This window comes from Paenibacillus radicis (ex Xue et al. 2023) (genome assembly GCF_024722015.1).
Classification (GTDB): domain Bacteria; phylum Bacillota; class Bacilli; order Paenibacillales; family NBRC-103111; genus Paenibacillus_S.
This window is the reverse complement of sequence record NZ_JANQBD010000008.1, coordinates 280,129-296,846: the sequence shown is the minus strand read 5'-3', so window position 1 is coordinate 296,846 and position 16,718 is coordinate 280,129. Positions and strand designations below refer to the sequence as shown.

Sequence of the window (16,718 nt, the reverse complement as noted above, 5' to 3'; positions counted from 1 at the left end):
CCCCCTGTTTTTCTAAGAAAGGAAGGCACATTAATGAATTGCAAAATATGGATTACATGCTTCGTTATGTTCATGCTTCTTTCACTGTCTATAGGACCGGAAGTGTCCCGAGCTGAAGTCAATTCAGCTTACTCGTTAGCGGTATCAACATCGGTATCAAGAGTTAATGAGGAAATGACGGTTACCTTGCAAGGCGAAAATTTAGCGGATTTGTATGGATATGAAGCGGTTATTGAGTATGACAATAGCAAGCTTTCTTTTAAAGAAGCAAAATCGTCTATCTCAGGCTCGGGATTTTCAATCACCCCTTTAGCTAGCGGAAACAAGATAACTTTTGCTTATACTAAGATGGGGAAGATAGCGGGAATAAGCGGGAATGCCGATCTTGCAACAATTACATTTATACCGTTTAGCTCAGGTTCTGCTGAAATAAAGCTGATTAACCTAATAGCAGTATCTTCCGAACAACAAGAGTCCAAGTGGGATACAGTTCGAACGGTTTCGACATCGATCGATGCTGGTAGTGGCACTTCGAATACGGGAGGCAGCTCGCGTTCGGGAGGGAGCACGGTAACGAATCAGCCTACTGTAGAAAAGAACAATAGCGGTGCAGATATTAAATTCTCGGAGGCTGTGAAAACGACAACGACGGACGGTAAAGAAGCGGTAGTTGTGTCGGTAAACACAGAGACATTTACTAAAGCGATTGAATTGGCTAGCGGCACGACTCGGATTGGAATCGAGGTTAAAGGTAATGAGCCTGTAGCTCGAGTAGAACTGCCTGCAGCATCTTTGGCTGATGCATCGAAGCAAACAAAGGAAACGGTTGTATCGGTCAAATACGGTAATTCAACGTATGATCTGCCTGTTTCTGCTATTGACTTCACGAAGCTGGCTCAGTCCATGAACGCGGATGTTAAAGATTTGAAGGTCGTTGTGCAAATTGAGAAGGTCTCAGGCAAGGATGCGGATCAAGTATCTACAAATGCGCAGCAATCCGGCGTGAAACTTCTCGGAGGCGTAGTGAAGTTCAATGTTTTTGTAGAGAGCGGCAGTTCGTCCATTTCAGTTGATAATTTTGGCGGTACCTATGTAACTCGTACAATTGAACTAACTTCTGCAGTCGACAGCAGCAAAGCGACAGGGGTACTGTTTAACCCAGCCACAGGAGAGCTTACTTTCGTTCCGACAACATTTGAGAATGTGGGCGGTGTAACTGTAGCGACGATCAAACGTCCGGGCAATAGTATTTATACCGTGATTGAACACATCAAAACGTTTGCCGATATGAACGGTCATTGGGCGAAAGCCGATGTTGAGCTTCTTGCTTCCAAGCTTGTCGTCAACGGCAGAACGGATCAATCGTTCGTTCCGAAAGGGGAAATTACAAGAGCCGAATTTGCAGCACTGCTAGTGAAGGGTCTAGGTTTATCTCAGGATCAATCGGCGGCGGTATTTAAGGATGTTGCCGTTACTGACTGGCATGCGGGATATGTAGGTGCGGCAACAAAAGCCGGCCTTGTGGAAGGACTTGATAATGGCAGCTTTGCTCCGAACGCAAATATCACCCGAGAGCAAATGGCTGTAATGATTGGCCGCGCAATGAAAATGGTTGGCAAGCCTAAAGGCGCGAATGTAAAACGTGTTGAGAGCTTTACAGATGGAATCTCGATGAGCAGTTGGGCAAAAGAAGCAATCTCCCAATCCATCGAAGTAGGCATTATGAATGGTAAAACATCGCAGTCGTTCGAGCCTTCGTCGAATGCGACTCGCGCAGAGGCTGCTGTTGTACTGAAACGACTGCTTCAATACGCGGGGTTTATTAACTAAACAACCTCATAGGGGGTATGCTGATCATGAATGGTTTTATCAATAAAAAAGCAATGGCTATGCTGCTCACGATCATCATGGCTTTGCAATCGTGGCAGTTGGCGGTTCCTCCCGCTGCAAAGGCTGCCGGCGCACTGCCGACCGGCTGGACGGCGACGACGATGAATGGGACGTCTACAGGCAACACAATAGTGAAACAAGAGGCGTCAAGCTATAGTAACACACAATTCGACATTGAAGCTGTAGACGGGAAACAGCAAAGTGTAAGCGGAACTGCAAACGGAGATACAGTATATTTCTTGTATATGCCGGTTGAAGGCGATTTCACTATAACAGCAAGATTAGTTTCGGTAGCTGGACCTCCAGATAATTCAGTTATAAATTCAAATTCACGTGCTGCTTTGATGGTTAAAAACGGGGTATCCAATACAAGTGCATCGTTTACAGCTAGTTATTTCCCTACGATTTCGACGCCAAATACGGGAAGTTTAGGATATTACAAACGTTTTGCTAATAATAACAGCAGTAGTAGTTCTGTTAGCAGTGTATCAACACCGGTATATCTGAAGCTGCAAAAGTTGGGTACTACATTCACTGCTTCCTACTCAGCAGATGGAGTAACATACAATAGTCCGTATACTACACAAACAGATACGAACACAATGGCTTCAGCAACATTAAATGTAGGTTTAGCCATTACACATGCAACGGTTAAATTTGACAAAGTTAAGATTGTAAATGCAAGTGGAACAATTTTCGATTCAGCCTCTTCAACCACGAATCCGGACCCGGAAACAGCGCCAGCTGCTCCAACCGGATTGCAGGCTACAGCCGGGGATAATCAGGTTAGCTTATCCTGGTCGGCTGTTCAAAACGCATCCTCCTATACGGTGAAGCGCAGTACAGGGCATGGCGGGCCTTACAGTACGCTTGTATCCAACGTTACCGGTACCTCTCATGTTGATACGACCGCAAGCAATAACACGACCTACTACTACGTCGTGAGTGCTGTAAATGCGAATGGGGAAAGTGAGAACTCAAGTGAAAAGAGTGCCATGCCTCACGCGGCAATTGTCCCCGTGAGCTCCATCACGGTAAGCTCTTCGGGAGGCAGCACCATATCGACCTTGGGCGGTACTCTGCAAATGCAGGCGAATGTTCTGCCAAGCAATGCGACGAATACATCCGTCAGTTGGCATGTTTATGAGTCTGACGGAACAACGGCAACCGACAAAGCGACGATCTTAGGCAGCGGATTGCTGCAGGCTTCCAAGAACGGCACCGTAAGAGTTATAGCAAGAGCGAAAGACGACTCGAATGTACAGGGCAGCATGACTGTCACCATCACCGGTCAAACCATCGCTACCCCTCCAAGCGCTCCGACGGGAGTAACAGCGGTTCCGGGAGTCGGACAGGTAACGTTAACATGGAACACAGTGACCGATGCTACGTATTACAGCGTTAAACGCGCTATGTCATCCGGGGGCTCGTATACAACGATAGCTTCCAGTGTCTATGCTGCTACTTATTTAGATACGAAAGTAACGAACGGTTTAACGTATTACTATGTAATTACATCTCGTAATGCATATGGAGAAAGCGGCAATTCCACTCCAATAAGCGCTGAGCCTTCGGGGGCTCCATCCAGTACTCCGGTCAGCTCGATTACGGTTACAGGCGGAACAGCGATTTCTGCCGCCGGCGGAACCTTGCAGCTTCAAGCAACGGTCCTGCCAAGCAATGCGACGAACGCTTCAGTTGACTGGTTTGTTTTTGAAGCTGATGGAGTTACGGCGACTGACAAAGCAACGATCAACGGCAGCGGATTACTGCAGGCTGCCAAGAACGGGACGGTGAAGGTCGTCGCAAGAGCGAAGGACGGTTCGAACGTACAAGGCAGCGCTCCAATCACAATCTCGGGGCAAACGCTCCCTGACACAACGATTCCTGAGGATGTGGACGGAAACCAGAAGGTTGATATCGGCGACCTCGGTATTGTAGCCCACTTGTTTGGTCTTACTTCCAGTAGTCCGAACTGGGAAGCTCATAAAGCGGCCGATGTAAATAAAGATAACGTCATCAACGAGCTTGATCTGCAGCTAGTGGCAAATAAAATCGAATAACCAATGTAAAAATCCCTTTCAGCAGGCTGGCAAACGGTCGCTGAAAGGGATTTTTTATATCATCGTGCTTACTTATTGGAACGACGAGGACGTATTACTAAATGTGAAGAAGCAGTTCGGAATGCGATGACTTCGATACGAAGCCCGTCGATCTGGACCGACTGCTGGGGAAAATACAGGCATTTCTGAAGTAACGCCTATTCTCGTTCATTTGTCGCAGGACCTGTGCTTATATGGAAAGTGGGTAAAATAAATGGATGCATATGTTTAGGGGTGAGCGAAGCTTACCCCTTATTTCAATTCATGATGAACATTTTCATCCATCGTATGCTATGTCCTTGGATCATCTAACATGAATTCCGCTGATTAACGGAACGTCAATGCTCTATTGTTTGAAAACTCATCCCATTTCATGAAGATGCGGAACTACGAAGCGCTATTCCGACTCTTATAGACCCAAATGCCCTGTTTTTTAACAAATAAGTGATCCTAGTTCCGTTTCACTCGAATACTAACGTTAAAACAATGAAATAGCGCACCTCACTTCCGTCTAAGCGAGTGATTGGCAGTTCGCAGCGCTAAAGGGGATGAAGACACGCCACCGCTTTAGCTTTGAAGGTACATATGGAATACAACAATGGGAGTATGGCCATGAATAAGGGACCGCGTTTTTATATTTATTAAGAACCAAATTGCCTGAAGTAAATTCGCTATTCATTATCCATTTTCCTGTCGCATAGAAAAATCATGAGAAACTACTCTTGGTTTCTATTGGGTACCATATCTTGGAAAGGATCTGATCCCTTTCTTCTTTGGTGAGAGGTAAATAATCATGATCGTCCAATCCAAACTGCAGAGGGGTAATCTCTCGTTAGGCTGTCAGAATTAAGTTAAAGAGCAGGATAGTTTAATCTTTTTGACGAATTCTTTATGAAACGATGCTCGACAATCCTTGTAGATTAGTATTGAAATGTACTCAACAAAATATCTTGGTCTGTTTTATTTTGTTGCTTCGGCATGGAATTTCTGGATTTTATAACACGGAAATCGATGAATCATTGGTAGACACTAGCCATTTTAAAAAGCTATGCTATGCTTTAGCAAATCACGTTGGTGGAAAACTGCTAACAGATATCGATTGAACAATGAGCAGGATGAGAGGTAGCCACTTCTGATTTTAGGAAATCACGAAATGAGGGAATTAGTTTTGGTTATTCAATCTGCTCTGCTGGACATACGTAAAACAGAAGTAAATGATTTGTCCTTTGTCTTAGCAACCGAGACAGATTTAGATAATACCCCATTCATTGGACAATGGACATTCGAACAACATCATGAAACTTTAACCAATGCAGATGTAGCTCATTTAATCATCGAGAACAAACAGGGTGACATAGTTGGCTACGCTATATTAACGGGCCTCTTAGATCCAAACAAAGCTGTTTGCGTAAAACGGATAGCTAACAAGATCAAAGGTCAGGGGTATGGAAAAGAAGCAATGAAGCTTATTGTTACGTGGATTTTCGAGAATACCGACACTCATCGTGTATGGTTGGATGTGAAAGATTTTAACCATCGGGCACGCTATGTTTATGAATCAGTTGGTTTTATATTTGAAGGCACACTTCGGGACAGTTACTTCAATGGAGTGAAATTTGAATCACTTTCAGTGATGTCAATGCTCAGACGCGAATACAAAAGGGAAGAGTTGAGTTGAACGGGTAGGTTAGTCGGATAAGGGTACAGAATATGTGGTGACAATACAATTTACAGAATCAACTAAAACCACGAGATGAGGTACTAGGATTATGGCACTAAATTATTGGAACGGTCCCTCTCTTAGTTTAAGAGCGATACAAACTGCCGATATTTCTTTATTTCGATCATTTGACGATGAAGTTTCTAGGAATGTTGATGCAATTTATTGGCCGCAGTCCGATGAAAGAAGAGTTGAATGGTTGAACAACGAACAAAAGCCAAGAAATGATGACTCTTTCCGCTTTATTGCAGAAAATCTACAAGGTGAATTGATTGGCACTATTGATACTTTCGAATGTAACAGAAGAAATGGAACATTTAAATACGGACTAGTGGTCGTACCCATACATCGCTCTAAAGGATATGCAAAAGAAATGATCATCCTAGTTCTAAGGTTTTATTTTTATGAATTGAATTATCAAAAAGTAACGCCTCATGTTTACTCTTTCAACAAAGCGTCACTTACATTGCATGAGAAGCTAGGTTTTGTTAAAGAGGGGCAACTTAGAAATATGGTTTACACTAATTGGGATTATTACGATGAGATGCACTTTGGTATGACTAAGTCTGAGTTCGAAACAATACATGGAAGTCGGTTTGAGGATCTTTGAGCTATTAAGCTCTAACGGAGAATGATAATGGAGGGGCTTGCTTTGAGCAGCTCCTCTTTTGCTTGAAAATCAAAAAAATAAAACCATGTAATGAGATATTTTTGAATCATTAATCGTGTTGAATATAGGAGGCGAAAAAATGGAATACAATTCTTTATTGCGTACGGATAAAGAATTGGCCGAACTATATCAACGGCGTGCAGATCTAGTTTACAGACTTTGCTTTATATACTTGAAAAATCCCGTTGATGTTGAAGACGCTGTTCAATCTGTATTTCTAAAACTTATTAAATCCCCAGTGGTTTTCAATGACCACGAGCATGAAAAAGCATGGCTGATGGTAACTACCCGAAATTACTGTAAAGACATTCTTAAAAATTGGTGGACAACCCGTCGTGTGACTTTAGACGCTTTGCCGGAAGTTGTTTCTTGGAATGGTGTTGAGCCATCTGGCAAGGTGCTTGCAAAACTGCTTTCACTTCCCGAAAAATACAAAACTGTTTTATATTTATACTATTTCGAGGAATATACGGTAAAAGAAATTGCTGAGATGTTAGGACACAAAGAAAGCACAATCCAAACGCAATTATTCAGAGGCCGCAAACGCCTCAAGATGGATTTGGGAGGGAATTATATTGAGTAACAAAAATATTAATCAGATTTTTGAAGCTCTTACACCAAAAACCGAACAAAAAGAAAAAATGTTTCATAACATTGTAATGCAAAGCCAGGTTGAACATAAAGGGCAAAGAAGACTTATTACTGTGAAACCTGTAAGATATGCCGTACTGGCTGCTGTGCTGATGGTTTGTTTAACGACAACGGCTTTTGCAGCGGCATATATGGGATTAGATGCAGCTTTTATAAAATTTCTTAAACCGGCAAATAATGAGCAGGCGGAATATTTGTCCAATGGCGCTTATGTAGTGAACAAAACAGTGAAAAATGAGTATGGATCGCTTACCATAAAGCAAGTGATCGGAGACAGCAATCTAACCTATATTTTAATGGATTTTACTGCTCCAGAAGGTACTGTTCTGAATGCGGCTCGATACCGTTTTTATTCCTCGATTACAACAAATCAAAGCTTTCATAGTACAGGATTTGAGGTACTCGACGTGGGTAATCCTAATGACAATAAAATTAGCTTGGTCATGAATATAATGACCGATAGTTCATTAGTGGGTCAAACCGTTGATTTGAAACTCTATGATTTACAAGCTGCAGATCCGTTTCCCAGCAATTTTGAAACTGTCATTCCAGGTTCTTGGGAAGCTGCTATTAAGCTAGATTTCAAGGAGTACTCCAACCTTTATCAGATCGATCAAAACATAACGCTATTTGGTTACAAGGCAATATTAAAAACGATCTCTGTTTCGCCAATTTCAATTACCTTGAAGATTGATAGCGAATCATTGAAGGAGATTAACAATGCTGCCGGAGGATTAAAGGAAATTGGCGTAAACGAATATTTGGATAACTTCCCTATCACGATAAACTATAAAGATGGCACCTCAGAAACGACCAGCATTTTTACCGGATTGGCACTAAGCGATTTATTAAGTAACCAATTGCTTACAATTAAAACGTTTGGAAATGTAATAAATGATAAGGAAATCGCATCTATCGTATTCTTTGACAAAGAAATTCGGATTAAAGGTCATTAGAGTAAAATCAAATGTAGTTCCATAAATTGTATGTATTACAAGGGGAGTTTGAAGGTCGTTTTCAGTCGCGACAGCCAATTACGATTCCGTGGAACAATGATAAAAACGGCTCTGTTCGCATCAAAAGCGACAGAGCCGTTATTCTTTTTTCTCCAGATTTATTGGAATAGATAAGCTTTCGGGTAGCTGCGCGGCTTTAATAATGTGGATCCCTATTGGCCAGCAGTGACGATTTGGAGCAAGTCCTGAATCATATGGCGAAGCTCGTCCGAGCTTTTGGCAACAGTTTTAAATCCTCGTAGTGCGCCTGTTACCAGATGGGCCAATCTCACTGGAGGAACATCGCTTGCGGCAGTAGGGTGCATTTCCAGTAAGTCGGCCAGCAAGGTTTCCAATTTACCGTAGCTCGTGTCGAGCGCCTCCCGCGCAAACTGATATGAGCTGTCCGTTATTTCCTTATATTCCGGCGAGTGTAACGAATCGTCAAAATTACGGATCGTCCATACTTCGAGGGCATATAAAATTTTGTCTTCCGTTGTTTTATGGGACAACAACCCTTTCTTAATCTCCTCTATGAGGATGTTGCCGTGGTGAACAATAGCGGCGTTAAAAATTTCCTCCTTACTCTTAAAGTATAAATAGAGACCTGCGCGCGAAATGCCCGCGGCCTCTGCAATTTCGTTCATTGATACCCGCTTGTAACCGTACTTGAAGAATACCTCTAGCGCTGTCGCAACAATATCCAGTTTCTTTTTATTGTCCATATCTCCATTTTATACACTTTACAAACTTTGTCCACTCGTATAGTATGGACACATAGACAATTTGTGTTATATGTCTAATTTTATTAAGGAGCAAACAGCATATGACCAAACAAAAACCGTTACAGACGGGATTCGGACCCGAAACGACGGCACAAGAGGTGCTGGCTGGACAAGACCTCAGTGGAAAGGTGGCAATCGTCACCGGCGGACATGGAGGGATCGGGCTGGAAACAACGCGCGCACTTGCCGGAGCCGGCGCAACCGTCATTGTCGGTGCCCGTGATGTTAATAAAGCACAAGAAGTACTCGCATCACTGAAAAATGTCGAGGTGATCCGGCTCGATCTTGCGGACCTCTCCTCGATCGATGAGTTTGCCGCCATCTATCGAAGTTCCAATCGTGCGCTCGACCTTTTGATTTTGAACGCCGGCGTCTGCTTCCCTCCGACGATTAAGGACGAGCGGGGATTCGATACCCATTTCGAGACGAATTACCTAGGGCATTTTCAACTGACGGTAGGTTTATGGGAAGCCCTGAAGCGATCTGAGGATGCTCGGGTTGTCTCTCTCTCGTCGATCGGTCATATGACTGGACCGATTGATTTTGACGATCTGCATTTCACGCAGAGGCCTTACGACAAGGTTGTCTCCTACGGCGAGTCGAAGACCGCGTGCTCGTTGTTTGCCATCGAGCTCGATAAACGAGGACGAGAGCACGGAGTGCGCGCTTTTGCAGTTCATCCCGGCGCCATCATGTCGGGCTTGGCTCGACACTTGAGTGATGAGGATTTAGCTGGTTGGGGTGTAAAACGGAACGAAGACGGAACCTATGTGACTTCTGAAGGCTTCAGAACCGCCGAACAAGGCGCCGCTACATCCGTATGGTGCGCAGTCAGTCCGATGCTGAACGGCATGGGAGGCGTGTATTGCGAAGACGGCGATATCAAGGAGGTCGTATCGGCAGACAGCCAGTTGCACCGTGGAGTCCGTTCGTGGGCGATTGATTCGGTGTCGGCCGAAAAGCTTTGGACGATTAGTGAGGATCTTTTGCACATTCCTCATGGAACTATTCCTCGGAGTCAGGATTGACTTTTGTGGGAATAGAATAAAATAACGATTATCTTGGTGAGATGGAGGGAGAATAGAAATGAAAAAAGTCGAATTGGGAACACAGGGTTTAAAAGTGAGTGTAGAAGGTTTGGGCTGCATGGGAATGAGTACGACTTATGGCCCAAGTAATGACGAGGAGAGTTTGGCTACTCTTCGTCGTGCAATCGAACTCGGTATCACGTTTTTCGACACAGCTGAGATTTATGGGCCTTTACACAACGAGGAACTGCTTGGACTCGCCTTCGCAAGCATTCGTGACCGTGTAGTCATCGCGACAAAGGTCGGAATTGGTTTCACTGATGACGGCAAGCCCAAAGTCGTCGACGGCACCACTGTCGTGGATGGTAGACCAGAGAACATCATCAGGGCAATCGAAGGGTCACTACGGCGGTTGAAGACGGATTACATCGATCTCGTATATCTTCACCGCATCGATCCAAAGGTACCGATTGAGATAACAATCACAGCAATGAGCAAACTGGTCACTGACGGTAAGATTGGCCACATCGGTCTGTCCGAGGCATCAGCCAGCACAATCCGCCGTGCTCACGCTGTTCACCCTATCACTGCCGTCCAGACCGAGTATTCTCTGTTCGAGCGCGGTGTGGAGTCTAACGGCGTGTTTGAGACGGTGCGCGAATTGGGCATTGGCTTTGTTCCTTACTCACCTCTAGGACGCGGGTTCCTAACCGGTCAGCTTAAGGTCGATCAGCTCGACCCTACCGACTTCCGTAACTATGACCCTCGGCTAAGCGGAAAGAACTTAGAGACCAACATGCGTATCGTCGAGGCGATCAGCCTCATCGCTAAAGAGAAGGGTGTTAAGCCCTCCCAATTGGCATTAGCTTGGACCATCGCACAAGGTGGTGTCCCGATCCCCGGTACCCGACGGATTTCGTATTTGGAGGAAAATGTCGCTGCGGCGGATATCGTACTATCGAAGGAAGAGTTGGCCATGCTTGACGAAGTCGCCCCCGTCGGGGTCGCATCGGGTGACCGCTATTCTGAAGGCCTTATGTCACAACTCAACCATTGATCTGATCGATTTGACAGTCTCTGGCTTCAATACTAGACAGGAGTACGAGGGGATCGCACTTCGCTACACGAATGAATCAATACGCTGGATAAGCGTGAGCCCAGATGTTGCTATAGTTTCCTTTATATTTCTGCTTTATTCGTAAATCCAAACGACCCGCACACCAAAACTTCGATAGTTCGTCTATGGTATAGTGTTCCCTGAATTTATGAGAGAGGAATGTTTTTGAATGTCAGATCAAAAAGTATGGTTTATTACTGGAGCTTCACGAGGCTTGGGCTTCGAGATTGCCAAAGCGGTTTTGGCGTCTGGAAACAAGGTGGTGGCTACTTCAAGAAATATACAAGAACTGTCTGCTATCGGAAATCTAGGAGACGCTAATGATATACTGTTGACTCGTTTGGATGTAACAAATGAGCGGGAGGCCAAGGATGCAGCCCGTTTAGCCATTGAAACCTTCGGCCGTATTGATGTATTAGTCAATAATGCCGGTTATGGCTTGCTTAGCGCCATTGAAGAGGCATCCGATATAGAAATCAGGCAGTTATATGAGGTCAACGTATTCGGCCTGCTGCATGTGACGCGCGCCATCCTCCCTTACTTGAGAAAACAACGTTCGGGGCATGTGATCAATATGTCTTCCGGGGGTGGTTTAAGCGGTACGGTAGGTTGGGGACTTTACGGTTCTACGAAATTTGCAGTAGAAGGAATTACGGAAACCTTAGCCCTTGAGCTTGCACCGCTTGGTATTCATGCAACTGCGATCGAACCGGGTTTCTTCCGTACGAATTTCCTGGATGGCACATCTCTGGCACAATCGAAAACGGAGATTGAGGACTATGCGGAAACCGTAGGAAAGATGAGAACCTTAGCAACACAATTTAACAAGCTTCAGCCAGGGGATCCAGCCAAGCTTGCCCAAGCTATTCTTAGTGTTGCCAATGTAGAATATCCCCCTGTACATTTGCCATTAGGGAATGATACGCTGGCAGCATACCGGGCAAAAACCGACGCTTTTCAAAAAGAAATTCAGGGTTGGCTGGACGTGATCACGAATACCGACTACGATGAAATCATCAGTTGAAGGAGAATGGCGGAAGTTTGCAAGACCGATCACCATTTTTGGGTCGAAATGACGTAGACCGACACATGGCCAACTCACATGGGAGTGGCGCTCCTGTCGAATACGCGATGGTTGACTAGGCAGTGACGGTTGACTGTCGAGTCAGCTTGCTAGGAGTTAACGAAGAAAAGCCGAAATACCATAACGCGCACAGGAAAAAGGCTTTTCTTACAAGAAGGGAGAGCTGAATAAATGAAGGTCATTATAGTAGGGGCAACTGGTATGGTTGGTCAAAGTGCATTGAGGGAATGTATATTGGATGAAAAAGTTCAGGAAATTCTTACGATTGGTCGGAATCGTACAGGTCAGCAACATAAAAAACTAAATGAGATTGTGCTTAATAATTTAACTGATTTATCTTCAATAGAAAATAAAATAACTGGATTTGATGCTTGCTTTTTCTGCCTTGGAGTATCTTCTATGGGTAAGAAGGAGGAGGAATATACAAGAATAACGTATGATATCACGATTTCAGTTGCCAAAACTTTAGCAAGATTGAATCCTCAAATCACGTTTATTTATGTTTCAGGAAGTGGGACAGACAGTACCGAAGAAGGGCGCTCTATGTGGGCAAGAGTAAAGGGAAAAACCGAGAATGCTTTATTGCATCTTCCATTTAAGGCGGCCTATATGTTTCGTCCAGGTGTCATCATTCCATTGTATGGTGTGAAATCAAAAACAAAATTATACCAATTTTTTTATGATATTATGAAGCCTTTGAATTCATCACTATTGAAATTGAATAGTGTCATTACATCTGAACAATTGGGAAAAGCCATGATTGAGGTAGCAAGAAACGGTTATTCTAATCCTATTATTGAAAGCAACCAGCTTAAAAATATAAGTATGCGGAATTAGTAAGTGAATTTATTGTATGACATACGTCTGAGAAGCGAAAAAGGCGAAATATTCCTTCGAAACGGGGAGACTCAGCTTTGAATCAGGAATTCCTTAGGCTGCATAAGGCCGCTAGGGAACTATGCAGTGACGGTGTTCGGCTCGATCCATGGTTTTTGATGTGGACTAATGATAGTGGGAAATCAAAAAAGAACCTGGGTAGTTTTATCAGGTTCTTTTATATTGCATATAAACAGACACGATGATATAATCGGATTACGATTTTCGAAAATATAATTGGACATAATTATTACATCCTACAATTTTATTGTAGCATGTCGGTGAAACTCTTGTCAAATGTTTTTTCTAAATTTAAGGGTTAGGAGAGATTTTGAATGAGTTCTTTGGTTATCGGTTTTCAGGAAATGGAAAAAACGCAGCTTTTGCTCGTTGGCGGAAAAGGGTTAAATTTAGGGGAATTATCAAAAATTGATGGAATACAAGTACCAGAGGGATTTTGTGTTACAACAGTGGGATATCAAAAAGCCATCGAACAAAACGAAACGTATCAAGTTTTGTTGGATCGACTAACAATGCTAAAAGTAGATGATCGAGATCAAATTGGTGAAATCAGCAGTATGATTCGCCAAATCATTATGGAAGTAGAAATTCCTTCTGATGTTGTGAAAGCAGTTACCCACTATCTTTCCCAGTTTGGCGATGAACATGCATATGCAGTGCGTTCTAGTGCGACTGCTGAAGATTTGCCGCATGCCTCATTTGCCGGTCAACAAGACACCTATTTAAATATCATTGGCAAAGATGCCATCTTGCAGCATATCAGCAAATGTTGGGCTTCCCTGTTTACGGATCGCGCGGTAATCTACCGTATGCAAAATGGATTTGATCACAGTCAGGTTTATTTGTCCGTTATCGTTCAAAGGATGGTTTTCCCACAGGCTTCGGGGATTTTATTTACCGCTGATCCGATTACTTCCAACCGAAAGCTGCTATCAATCGATGCCAGTTTTGGACTTGGAGAAGCGCTGGTCTCTGGCTTGGTATCTGCCGATTGTTATAGAGTACAGGATGGGGAAATTGTCGATAAGAGCATAGCAACCAAAAAAATAGCTATCTACGGACGAAAAGAAGGCGGAACAGAAACAAAGCAGATTGATCCTGATCAGCAAAAGACTCAAACACTTACTGAACAACAAATTTTGCAACTGGCACGCATCGGAAGACAGATCGAAGCTTATTTCGGTTGCCCACAAGATATCGAATGGTGTTTGGTTGATGATACATTTTATATTGTCCAGAGTCGGCCAATCACGACTTTATACCCGATCCCTGAAGCGAATGATCAAGAAAATCACGTCTATCTATCTGTTGGTCATCAGCAAATGATGACAGATCCCATAAAACCATTGGGATTGTCTTTTTATCTGTTAATTACTCCTGCGCCTATGCGTAAAGCCGGTGGGAGGCTGTTTGTTGATGTTGCACCTAGGCTGGCTACACCTGTCGGCCGGGAAACTTTATTAAATACCCTGGAATCCGATCCGCTCATAAAAGGCGCACTCATGACCCTAATAGAGCGAGATTTTATAAAATCGTTACCAGATGATAGAAAAGAACTGAGTCCCGTTAATAGCAGTAAAGGTAGGTCGTCTGCAGGTTTTCAAGCACAAATCGAAGACGATCCGGCAATCGTTTCTCATTTGATTAAGAACAGTCAAACATCGATAGAAGAATTAAAACAAAACATCCAAACGAAATCAGGAGCAGATTTATTTGATTTTATTCTGGAGGATCTCAAGGAATTAAAGAAGATTTTATTTGACCCACAAAGTACAAAGGTTTTTATGACGGCTATGAATGCTTCGTCATGGATCAATGAAAAAATGTACGAGTGGTTAGGCGAAAAAAACGCAGCAGATATGCTTTCTCAATCTGTACCAAACAACATTACTTCGGAAATGGGTCTGGCGCTATTGGATGTCGCAGATGTAATCCGTCCTTATCCGGAAGTAATTGAATATTTACAACATGTAAAAGATGATAATTTTTTGGATGAACTGGTTAAGTTTGATGGTGGACAGGAAACCCAAGGCGCTATCTATGCTTATCTCAACAAATACGGAATGCGATGTGCCGGTGAAATCGATATTTCCAGAACTCGTTGGAGTGAAAAACCAATTACACTTGTCCCCATGATTCTCAGTAATATCAAAAACTGTGAGCCTAATGCTGGCAATCGGAAATTCGAGCAAGGGCGTCAGGAAGCTTTAGAAAAAGAACAAGAGTTATTAGATCGATTGAAGCAATTACCGGATGGTGAACAAAAAGCTGAAGAGACAAAACGAGTGATCAGCTTAATCCGGAATTTCATCGGTTATCGTGAATATCCAAAATACGGCATGATTAATCGCTACTTCGTTTATAAGCAGGTTTTACTGAAAGAAGCCGAACAACTCGTACAAGCTAGCGTTATTCATGAAAAAGAAGATATATACTATCTCACTTTTGAAGAACTTCACGAAGTCGTACGCACAAATAAACTGGATTATCAGATCATCAGTAAACGAAAAGACGATTACAAATTATTTGAAAAACTAACTCCCCCACGTGTAATCACGTCTGATGGTGAAATCATTGCGGGTGAGTACAAACGAGAAAATCTCCCAGCCGAAGCCATTGTAGGTCTGCCTGTTTCTTCCGGAGTTATAGAGGGACGAGCGCGTGTCATCTTAAACATGGAAGATGCTGATCTAGAAGATGGAGATATATTAGTCACCGCCTTTACTGACCCTGGCTGGACATCATTGTTTGTATCCATTAAAGGCATGGTCACTGAAGTTGGTGGACTGATGACCCATGGAGCCGTTATCGCTCGTGAATATGGCTTGCCAGCAGTTGTCGGAGTGGAAAATGCTACCAAGCTGATAAAAGATGGGCAACGAATTCGCGTTCATGGAACAGAAGGGTATATCGAAATATTGTAATGGTACCGTCGGTGAAGCTTGAGGTCGCGGTGAAGGTGAATCAGTGCTTGAAAAGCGAAATGGTAAACAAAGAAGTCGTCTCCGTCATGGGGGCGGCTTCTTTGTTTCAGTTGATTGAACAGGATTGAACAGAACTTTACTTTAAGTAACAAATTTCAATAATCGCGATATTGTTCGTGATATTATGTTCCGTTATAATAAACGTAATTTGACCAAAGGAGCGTTTGCCGAATTAGGAAAAGAACATTTATCGTTATCCGTAATTGAGATTAATTTATAAATTAAGTGTAAGCAAATCACGGCTACTGGAATAACGATGGATCTTTTGGTTCGTTAGGGGGATAGCTTCGATGAGCAGCTATTTGGATCGCTGTTCTTCTCGATATAACATCCAACCTACAACAAGTCCATATACCGCAGTAACAATATGAATCCAAGAAGGTGTTTTATCTACTGCATTCGTTAATACCAATATTGCATCTACTATAGGCATTAAAATAGAAGTTAACATAATAACAAGTAATGCTTTTTTCATACGAAGTACCATCAAGACTAGTAGGCAGATACCAATAAACAGATCACGATCTGCTTTTATATTAACAAGATATCTATCAGCTGTGTCATGCAGCGGTATACCAAAATCTCGAATCGCAGCTTCTGGCTGAATAAAACCTCTTACTCCTAAATACAACATCAACAACGTAACAACACCCACTAACCAATATGTTACTGACTTTGGTCCCCAATAATATTTACTCATTGGTCTGTCTCCTTTTTCTGTTCTATGTGATTGACTTTATTGTATATCGATTGTAAAATTCTGTTAATAACGCACTTTAAAGTAATGCACTTACT

At 43.1% G+C, this 16,718-nt stretch carries 13 protein-coding genes; 11 read left to right on the top strand and 2 right to left on the bottom strand.

Going from position 1 to position 16,718, the window contains the following annotated elements; all coding sequences use genetic code 11:
• The first annotated feature begins 33 nt into the window (after window positions 1–33).
• The 6 genes from NV381_RS13460 to NV381_RS13435 all read left to right on the top strand — a co-directional run bounded on the left by NV381_RS13460 (window position 34) and on the right by NV381_RS13435 (window position 7,989).
• A complete protein-coding gene (locus NV381_RS13460; RefSeq protein ID WP_258213803.1) occupies window positions 34–1,830 on the top strand; it encodes an S-layer homology domain-containing protein in 1,797 nt (598 codons plus the stop codon).
• A 26-nt stretch (window positions 1,831–1,856) separates the two neighbouring features.
• Window positions 1,857–3,953 carry an Ig-like domain-containing protein gene (locus tag NV381_RS13455; protein WP_258213802.1) on the top strand — a complete coding sequence of 699 codons (2,097 nt, stop codon included), beginning with the start codon at window positions 1,857–1,859 and terminating at the stop codon, window positions 3,951–3,953.
• A gap of 1,192 nt (window positions 3,954–5,145) precedes the next feature.
• Entirely contained in the window at window positions 5,146–5,670 is a 525-nt protein-coding gene (locus tag NV381_RS13450) for a GNAT family N-acetyltransferase (protein WP_258213801.1), read from the top strand.
• Window positions 5,671–5,761: 91 nt separating this feature from the next.
• Window positions 5,762–6,322 (top strand): GNAT family N-acetyltransferase, encoded by a 561-nt coding sequence (locus NV381_RS13445; RefSeq protein WP_258213800.1) that lies wholly within the window; start codon window positions 5,762–5,764, stop codon window positions 6,320–6,322.
• Between the two features lie 139 nt (window positions 6,323–6,461).
• Entirely contained in the window at window positions 6,462–6,965 is a 504-nt protein-coding gene (locus NV381_RS13440) for an RNA polymerase sigma factor (RefSeq protein WP_258213799.1), read from the top strand.
• A complete protein-coding gene (locus tag NV381_RS13435; RefSeq protein ID WP_258213798.1) occupies window positions 6,958–7,989 on the top strand; it encodes a hypothetical protein in 1,032 nt (343 codons plus the stop codon). Before NV381_RS13440 ends, NV381_RS13435 begins: the two co-directional genes overlap by 8 nt.
• 212 nt (window positions 7,990–8,201) lie before the next feature.
• On the opposite strand, the gene NV381_RS13430 is transcribed toward NV381_RS13435, so the two are convergent.
• Window positions 8,202–8,753, bottom strand: a complete 552-nt coding sequence (locus NV381_RS13430; RefSeq protein WP_258213797.1) for a TetR/AcrR family transcriptional regulator — start codon at window positions 8,751–8,753, stop codon at window positions 8,202–8,204.
• A 101-nt stretch (window positions 8,754–8,854) separates the two neighbouring features.
• Here NV381_RS13430 and NV381_RS13425 point away from each other — a divergent pair, with 101 nt between their 5' ends.
• From NV381_RS13425 to ppsA, 5 genes are all read left to right on the top strand, one after another.
• A complete protein-coding gene (locus tag NV381_RS13425) occupies window positions 8,855–9,841 on the top strand; it encodes an SDR family NAD(P)-dependent oxidoreductase (RefSeq protein WP_258213796.1) in 987 nt (328 codons plus the stop codon).
• Between the two features lie 58 nt (window positions 9,842–9,899).
• Window positions 9,900–10,898 (top strand): aldo/keto reductase, encoded by a 999-nt coding sequence (locus NV381_RS13420; protein ID WP_258213795.1) that lies wholly within the window; start codon window positions 9,900–9,902, stop codon window positions 10,896–10,898.
• A 229-nt stretch (window positions 10,899–11,127) separates the two neighbouring features.
• Entirely contained in the window at window positions 11,128–11,982 is an 855-nt protein-coding gene (locus NV381_RS13415; protein ID WP_258213794.1) for an oxidoreductase, read from the top strand.
• Between the two features lie 231 nt (window positions 11,983–12,213).
• Entirely contained in the window at window positions 12,214–12,879 is a 666-nt protein-coding gene (locus NV381_RS13410) for an NAD-dependent epimerase/dehydratase family protein (protein ID WP_258213793.1), read from the top strand.
• Between the two features lie 374 nt (window positions 12,880–13,253).
• A complete protein-coding gene (gene ppsA / locus NV381_RS13405; RefSeq protein WP_258213792.1) occupies window positions 13,254–15,863 on the top strand; it encodes a phosphoenolpyruvate synthase in 2,610 nt (869 codons plus the stop codon).
• Window positions 15,864–16,221: 358 nt separating this feature from the next.
• On the opposite strand, the gene NV381_RS13400 is transcribed toward ppsA, so the two are convergent.
• Window positions 16,222–16,623: a DUF4267 domain-containing protein gene (locus NV381_RS13400; RefSeq protein WP_258213791.1), complete on the bottom strand. Its 402-nt coding sequence runs from the start codon at window positions 16,621–16,623 to the stop codon at window positions 16,222–16,224.
• Window positions 16,624–16,718: the final 95 nt, after the last annotated feature.

What these genes read in the sequence shown, in the direction of transcription:
- NV381_RS13430 (WP_258213797.1), bottom strand. Translation starts at nt 8,753, where the DNA reads ATGGACAATAAAAAGAAACTGGATATTGTTGCGACAGCGCTAGAGGTA.
- NV381_RS13425 (WP_258213796.1), top strand. Translation starts at nt 8,855, where the DNA reads ATGACCAAACAAAAACCGTTACAGACGGGATTCGGACCCGAAACGACG.
- NV381_RS13455 (WP_258213802.1), top strand. Translation starts at nt 1,857, where the DNA reads ATGAATGGTTTTATCAATAAAAAAGCAATGGCTATGCTGCTCACGATC.
- NV381_RS13440 (WP_258213799.1), top strand. Translation starts at nt 6,462, where the DNA reads ATGGAATACAATTCTTTATTGCGTACGGATAAAGAATTGGCCGAACTA.
- NV381_RS13415 (WP_258213794.1), top strand. Translation starts at nt 11,128, where the DNA reads ATGTCAGATCAAAAAGTATGGTTTATTACTGGAGCTTCACGAGGCTTG.
- ppsA (WP_258213792.1), top strand. Translation starts at nt 13,254, where the DNA reads ATGAGTTCTTTGGTTATCGGTTTTCAGGAAATGGAAAAAACGCAGCTT.
- NV381_RS13400 (WP_258213791.1), bottom strand. Translation starts at nt 16,623, where the DNA reads ATGAGTAAATATTATTGGGGACCAAAGTCAGTAACATATTGGTTAGTG.
- NV381_RS13420 (WP_258213795.1), top strand. Translation starts at nt 9,900, where the DNA reads ATGAAAAAAGTCGAATTGGGAACACAGGGTTTAAAAGTGAGTGTAGAA.
- NV381_RS13410 (WP_258213793.1), top strand. Translation starts at nt 12,214, where the DNA reads ATGAAGGTCATTATAGTAGGGGCAACTGGTATGGTTGGTCAAAGTGCA.
- NV381_RS13460 (WP_258213803.1), top strand. Translation starts at nt 34, where the DNA reads ATGAATTGCAAAATATGGATTACATGCTTCGTTATGTTCATGCTTCTT.
- NV381_RS13445 (WP_258213800.1), top strand. Translation starts at nt 5,762, where the DNA reads ATGGCACTAAATTATTGGAACGGTCCCTCTCTTAGTTTAAGAGCGATA.
- NV381_RS13450 (WP_258213801.1), top strand. Translation starts at nt 5,146, where the DNA reads ATGAGGGAATTAGTTTTGGTTATTCAATCTGCTCTGCTGGACATACGT.